Below are 6,173 nucleotides of genomic sequence, written 5' to 3'. Positions count from 1 at the left end.
ACTCGGCGTTGGAGGTCATTCGATCCCAATCGTCGGCACCACGAGGCAGTCAGCCAGGAGGCAGGTTGGAGGGGCAGCTTTGGCTGCCCCTAAATTCTACATGAGATAGAAATATTTCTGCACGGAGGTTACGCCCGGGTTTCCTCGCCCCGCCGCGCCAGGTACGGCCAGGCGGTGATGAGGCCCATCACCAGCGTGGCGAAGATGTCGACGGACAGTACGATCTGCCACGGGAAGATGGCGAAGGCCAGTCCCCCGAAGGAAAGGATTGCGGTCCAGAGGTACATCAGGATGACCGCGGTGCGGTGCGAGTAGCCGATATCCAGGAGCTTGTGGTGCAGGTGGCCCCGGTCCGCGGACCAGGGCGAACGGCCGCGGGCAGTGCGCCGGACCACCGCCAGACCAAGGTCCAGCAGGGGCAGGAAGAGCACGGCGAACGGAAGCAGGATGGGTATCACTGTGGAGATACCGTTTGCCCTGTCGTAGAGCCCCGAGGTTATCTGGCCGGTGGAAACCACACCGGCTGACGCCATCAGCAGGCCGATAAGCATTGCCCCCGAGTCACCCATAAAGATCTTGGAGGGAAACCAGTTGTGCGGCAGGAAGCCCAGGCAGCTGCCCACCAGGACAGCGGTAATAAGGGTGGCGAGATCCGAGTAGTCCAGCAGCACGGCGTTGCGGTGGACCCAGTAAGCGGTGAAGAAGAAGGCCGTGCCGCCAATGACCGCCACTCCGGCGGCCAGCCCGTCCAGGCCGTCAATGAAGTTGAAAGCGTTCATGGTGGTGACGATCAAACCGGCGGTCAGCACCACCCGAAGGGTCTCGTTCTCCAGGTAGATGGGCTCAGGCACCCAGGGGACGACGGTCATCTGGACTCCCCAGATCGCCACTGTGAGCCCCGCCGCGGTTTGGCCGATCAGCTTCACCCACCAGCGGATATCAAGCAGGTCATCCGCAACGCCCACCAGGACGATGACGGCCGCGCCGGCGAGGACGCCCCACGGCGAGAAGTTGTTCCGGTAGATGTCCTTAACAAAGAAGGACTGGCTGGCCACGATGAGCGCCACCAAGATGCCGAGGAAAATGGCCACACCTCCCAGCCGGGACACAGGAATGGAATGCATGTCCCGGCTGCGGATGGGCAGGTGCAGCTCAAGCCGGTGGCCGACCACCCGGGCACCCCACGTGGCGAAATAGGACACCACCGCAGCGGTCAGTCCCATCAGCAGGTACATGATCATGGGGCGATGGCCGTTTCAAGGGTGGCGCTGAAGGCGGACAACCGCGTTGGCGGATGGTCCGTGGTCGATGGGCTCACTGGCAGGGAATCTGTTCTTCGATAAATGAAACTTCTCCGTCGCCGAGCGCGCAGCAGGCAGTGCGCTTTTTTTCTTGGACGCAGTGCCTTACAGGGCTGTATTACAGTGGACTCTAGTCAAAGATACTAGCGCCAACAGCATCATGGCTTCGCGCCACACTGGCGCACCGCGAGCGGGGAAATCCCTGTCAGCCATGCTGAAAGGACCCCCATGACCCCCCGCATAGCAGTTGCCGCCGTAACATTTGACCGGCCGAAGGAACTGGCTGTCCTGTTGGATTCCATCAACAACCAGACGGCCCGGGTGGACACGATCTGCCTGGTGGACAGTGGCAAATCACCGGCGTTGGACGTGGCCGGGAAGCACTCGAACGTGGACTACGTCCGGTCTGAAGCCAACCTCGGCGGCGCGGGCGGATTTTCCCTGGCCGCGCTCAAGGCGGTTGCCAGCGGTGCCAAATGGATCTGGATGATGGACGACGACGCCGAACCGGCCGATCCTGAATGCCTCGCTACGCTGCTGCGGGAGGCTGAGGCGCGCGACCTGGAGGCGGTGGTCCCGTTGGTGACGGCGCCAGGCCAGCCGGACCGGCTTTCCTTCTTCTTCCGCCTGGACGGCAAGGTCACGCATAGCCGAGCCGAAGTGGAGAAGATCGGTTTCCTTCCGGACGACGGACACTTCTTCAACGGCGCCCTGATCCGTTCTGATGTTTTCTTCAAGGTGGGCCTGCCGGACATGCGCCTGTTCATCCGGGGCGATGAGGTTGATTTCACCATCCGTCTCCGCAAGGCCGGCATCCGCTTCGGCACGGTGACCACAACCGCAATCACGCATCCGCACGCCTTTTCCGAGACGCAGCACGTGTTCGGGGCCCGCTGGCACGTCATTGTTCCTGAGTCAGCCTTCAAGCGGTACTACTACTACCGGAACCGCGGCTACCTGATCCGCCGGTATTTCCGCGTCCGGTCCTTTGTGGCCGACGTCGGCGGCTACCTGGGCTATTTCGCGCAGCGCCGGGACCTTCCCGGATTCCTGGGCTGGGCCAGGTCTTTCACCACGGGCCTCCGCGGCAAGGGCTTCGCGCCGCTGGAGGACCAGAAGTTCTAGGCTGCAGCTTCCAGTTCCGGCGCTTCCACTCTGGCGCTTCTAGCGTTGGCGCTTGAGAAACTGCCGCTTCAACCCACGCGTTGCCAGTAGCCAAAGCAGGACCCAAGGCTCCCCGAGAACCCGGTAGGCAACCCGACGGGGGTGAAGCAGCAGGCGCCACGCCCACTCAAGTCCCATTCTGCCCAGCCAGCGCGGCGCGAGCTTTTGGAAACCGGCCAACTGCTCGATAGCTCCGCCCACTGCGCAGTAGATGGCTGGCGGCATGTCGCCAAGGCGCCGCTGCAGGACCTTCTCCTGCAGCGGCATACCCAGTCCCAGCAGAACCAGTTGCGGCTGCTGCACGTGCAGCCACGCCACCGCCTTGTCTTCGAGCTCATCATTCCACCCCTCGCCGGCGAAGCCCGAGACCCGGGCACCGGGAACGATGGATTGGAGCCTCTGGACGGCTCCGGCGTTCGCCTCGGCACCGGCACCCAGCACGGCGACCCGTTCGAGTCCCCGCACCTGGTCCAGGGCGGGCAGCCAATCGGTGGAGCCCAGCCGGTAGTCCATCACCGGGCCTTCAGCCTTGCCGGTCCTCCCCCACAACCACAGCACGGGGGCACCGTCAAGCAGGACCACGTCGCTCCGCTGGTACAGGCTGCGGAAGCCCTCATCCGAAAGCGTCAGTGTGACGCTGTGCAGATTGTGGCCTAGGACTGTCCGAGTGGACCCCTCCCGGACAAAGCGGTTGAGTTCCTCCACCAGTTCAGGAACACGCAGCGGGGTTGCTTCAACCTCCAGGACGGGAATCTGCTGGCGGTCCAGCGCCATCAAGGCCTGGAGTCCGGGGCTGGTGCCTGGGTGGCAGGCGTCTCGGCGGCTTCCGCTGCTTCGGGCTCTACCACCGATGAACCTGAGTGTGTCTTCGCAACCGGCGGTGCTTCAACCGGTGTCTCTTCTACCGGATCCTCTTCCGCCATGGGAATTTCACCGAGTCCCAGTACGCCCGGCACGTGTTCGCGGAGCTGGTTGAGACTGACTGCGCCGTTGCGGACCACGCGCAGGCGGGGCCCAGTGGCGTCAACAATGGTGGAAGGTACTGCCGGCTCACCTTCAAGCGGCCGGAAGCCTCCTTCGAGGTAGACCTCCACCGAATCGGCCAGCTGCTCGCGTGCTGCTGCTGCCGTTTGTCCCGGAGCATGGCCGGTGCGGTTGGCGGACGAAACCGCCAGCGGCCCGGTGAGTGTCAGCAGTTCCTGTGCGATTTCGTCGTCGGGCATCCGCAGCGCCACAGTGCCCTTGGTCTCCCCCAGGTCCCAGTCCAGGGACGGCTGGGCGTGCAGGATGAGAGTCAGGCCGCCCGGCCAGAACGCCTCGGCGAGCTTTCGTGCGTCTGCAGACACGTCGGTGGCGAGCCCGTCGAGGGCGTTGATGCGGGGAATCAGCACGGGAGGCGGCATGGTGCGGCTGCGTCCTTTTGACACCAGGAGCATGGTGACGGCCTGCGGCGAGAAGGCGTCGGCGGCAATGCCGTAGACAGTGTCCGTGGGAAAAACCACGCACTTCTTTTCGCTGATGGCACGTTGCGCGTGTTCAAGTCCCTGGGCGCGCTCGTCGTCGCTGGTGCAGTTGTAGGTTGTGGTCACTCGCCTATTCTTTCATTCCCTGGGTCCGGATCCGCGAGCAGTGCGCTGGTGGCGCGCTCCTTGCCGTTAAGGTCCAGATGCGTCCTGATAGTGGTCCAATTCCCTGTCCTGGCCAGCATTTCCGAGATCCAGCCTGCCTGGACTTCCGCATGTTCCATCACGAAGTAGCCGCCGGGCCGCAGCAGGCGGGCAGCCGAGGCTGCTGCCGCCGTCGGAAGTTCCATGCCGTCCGCTCCCCCGCCATACAGCGCTTCGGGGGGATCATGCAGGGCGACTTCCGGCTCGTTGGGAACGGCCTCGGCCGGGATGTACGGCGGATTGGAAACCACGACGTCGAAGGTCCCGTTGAGCTCCGACAGCGCGTCCCGCAGGTCCCCAAGGACCAGGCGGACGCCCAATGGGGCGAGATTTTTCGCAGCCCAGGCGTGCGCGAACAGGCTGAACTCAACAGCGTGCACCTCGGCGCCCGGCACTTCGTGGGCGATGGAGCCCGCGATGGCGCCTGAACCGGTCCCGAGGTCGACGATCCGCGGGTGTGTCATGCCCTTGACGTGGTCAATCACCAGCTGCGCCACGGATTCGGTCTCGGGGCGGGGTACAAAAACGCCAGGGCCCACAGCCAGCTCCAAGTAGCGGAAATGCGCCACGCCGGTGATGTGCTGCAGCGGAATTCGGCTGGCCCGCTCAGCCACCAAAGCGTCATAGCCTTCCGGGGCGGGTGCGTCCCCCAGCATCATGGCCCGCAAACGGCCCAGCCCAACGTTCAGCAGATGGTCCGCGAGCAGCTCGGCGTCCACCCGCGGACTGGGTACGCCGGCATCACGCAGAATGGCAGTTGCCGCGCTGACGGCTTCTGCGAGCGACTGGTCTGGCCCGAGTGTCATACGGCGGAAGGGCTAGTCACCGATGGCGTCCAGGCGGGCCTGTTCGTCCATCTCGATCGCGGACTGGATGACCGGTTCCAGATCGCCGTTCATCACCTGGTCCAGGTTGTACGCCTTGTAGCCGGTGCGGTGGTCCGCGATCCGGTTTTCGGGGTAATTGTAGGTGCGAATCCGCTCCGAACGGTCCATGGTACGGATCTGCGACTTCCGCTGGGCGGAGTTCTCGGCGTCAATCTGCTCCTGCTGGTGCGCCAGGATGCGTGCCCGGAGTACACGCATGCCAGCTTCACGGTTCTGCAGCTGGGATTTCTCGTTCTGCATGGCCACCACGATGCCGGTGGGAAGGTGGGTGATGCGCACGGCAGAGTCAGTGGTATTCACGGACTGGCCGCCCGGGCCGGACGAACGGTAAACGTCGATCTTGAGGTCGTTCTGGTTGATCTCAAGCTCTTCAGGCTCATCCACTTCGGGCAGGACCAGGACACCGGCGGCTGACGTGTGGATGCGGCCCTGCGACTCGGTCACGGGAACGCGCTGCACACGGTGCACGCCGCCTTCAAACTTCAGCCGAGCATACACACCCTCGGCCGGATCATTTGAGCTGCCCTTCACTGCGACCTGGACATCCTTGTAGCCGCCAAGGTCGGATTCCGTGGCGGAAATGATTTCAGTCTTCCAACCGCGCGATTCGGCGTACCGTGTGTACATCCTCAGCAAGTCACCGGCAAAGAGTGCAGCCTCGTCGCCGCCTTCACCGCCCTTGACTTCAAGGATCACATTGCGGGCATCGTCAGGGTCGCGCGGAATGAGCAGCCGGCGCAGCTTGGCAGCAGCAACCTCAAGTGCAGCCTCCAGCTCCGGCACCTCAGCCGCAAACTCAGGATCCTCCGAAGCCATCTCCTTGGCAGCAGCAAGGTCATCCCGGATGCCTTCCCACTTGTGATAAGCCTCAACGATGCCATTGAGCTGAGCCGAACGCCGGCCCAGCTTCCGGGCAAGCCGCTGATCAGCATAAACAGCAGGATCCCCCAGCTGCGCCTGGATAGCATCATGCTCATCAAGCAGGCCCTGTACGGACTCAAACATTTTCAAAACCTCTTTCGTTCTGTGCCAGTTTAAAACAGACACAAGAAGCGGCGCGCCACGGTGAGCGGGCCCCGTAACTGCCGCGCGGATGTTCCGCCCAGGGAGTGGCATCGGGCCTATCGGAGCGTTGCAGCTGACGTACGCAGTAC

6 protein-coding genes are annotated in these 6,173 nt (G+C 63.6%); 1 reads left to right on the top strand and 5 read right to left on the bottom strand.

Translation table 11 applies throughout. From position 1 onward, the window contains the following. Positions 1-128 precede the first annotated feature (128 nt). Entirely contained in the window at positions 129-1,241 is a 1,113-nt protein-coding gene (locus AC5RWX_RS29015; protein ID WP_494099695.1) for an MraY family glycosyltransferase, read from the bottom strand. A gap of 288 nt (positions 1,242-1,529) precedes the next feature. Between AC5RWX_RS29015 and AC5RWX_RS29010 the strand changes: the two genes are divergently transcribed. Next, on the top strand, positions 1,530-2,426 hold the full coding sequence (locus AC5RWX_RS29010) for a glycosyltransferase (protein WP_494099694.1): 897 nt from the start codon (positions 1,530-1,532) through the stop codon (positions 2,424-2,426). A 39-nt stretch (positions 2,427-2,465) separates the two neighbouring features. Here AC5RWX_RS29010 and AC5RWX_RS29005 read toward each other — a convergent pair whose 3' ends face one another. From AC5RWX_RS29005 to prfA, 4 genes are read right to left on the bottom strand one after another with little or no spacing between them, the layout of a single operon-like run. Continuing rightward, entirely contained in the window at positions 2,466-3,239 is a 774-nt protein-coding gene (locus tag AC5RWX_RS29005) for a WecB/TagA/CpsF family glycosyltransferase (protein WP_494099693.1), read from the bottom strand. Beyond that, the gene (locus AC5RWX_RS29000; protein ID WP_494099692.1) at positions 3,239-4,054 is read right to left on the bottom strand and encodes an L-threonylcarbamoyladenylate synthase; all 816 of its coding nucleotides are present in this window, start codon (positions 4,052-4,054) and stop codon (positions 3,239-3,241) included. Before AC5RWX_RS29000 ends, AC5RWX_RS29005 begins: the two co-directional genes overlap by 1 nt. Next, positions 4,051-4,938: a peptide chain release factor N(5)-glutamine methyltransferase gene (prmC, locus tag AC5RWX_RS28995; RefSeq protein WP_494099691.1), complete on the bottom strand. Its 888-nt coding sequence runs from the start codon at positions 4,936-4,938 to the stop codon at positions 4,051-4,053. Before prmC ends, AC5RWX_RS29000 begins: the two co-directional genes overlap by 4 nt. Positions 4,939-4,950: 12 nt before the next feature. Continuing rightward, on the bottom strand, positions 4,951-6,024 hold the full coding sequence (gene prfA / locus AC5RWX_RS28990) for a peptide chain release factor 1 (RefSeq protein WP_494099690.1): 1,074 nt from the start codon (positions 6,022-6,024) through the stop codon (positions 4,951-4,953). Between the last annotated feature and the right edge of the window lie 149 nt (positions 6,025-6,173).

The sequence above is a fragment of the Arthrobacter sp. SPT-J7 genome (genome assembly GCF_059089965.1).
Note: the sequence above shows the minus strand (reverse complement) of the source record. Positions and strands in the feature narration are given on the sequence as shown.

Excerpts from the sequence above, each read along its gene's own strand:
- AC5RWX_RS29015 (WP_494099695.1), bottom strand. The coding sequence starts at position 1,241 with ATGATCATGTACCTGCTGATGGGACTGACCGCTGCGGTGGTGTCCTAT.
- AC5RWX_RS29010 (WP_494099694.1), top strand. The coding sequence starts at position 1,530 with ATGACCCCCCGCATAGCAGTTGCCGCCGTAACATTTGACCGGCCGAAG.
- AC5RWX_RS29005 (WP_494099693.1), bottom strand. The coding sequence starts at position 3,239 with ATGGCGCTGGACCGCCAGCAGATTCCCGTCCTGGAGGTTGAAGCAACC.
- prmC (WP_494099691.1), bottom strand. The coding sequence starts at position 4,938 with ATGACACTCGGGCCAGACCAGTCGCTCGCAGAAGCCGTCAGCGCGGCA.
- prfA (WP_494099690.1), bottom strand. The coding sequence starts at position 6,024 with ATGTTTGAGTCCGTACAGGGCCTGCTTGATGAGCATGATGCTATCCAG.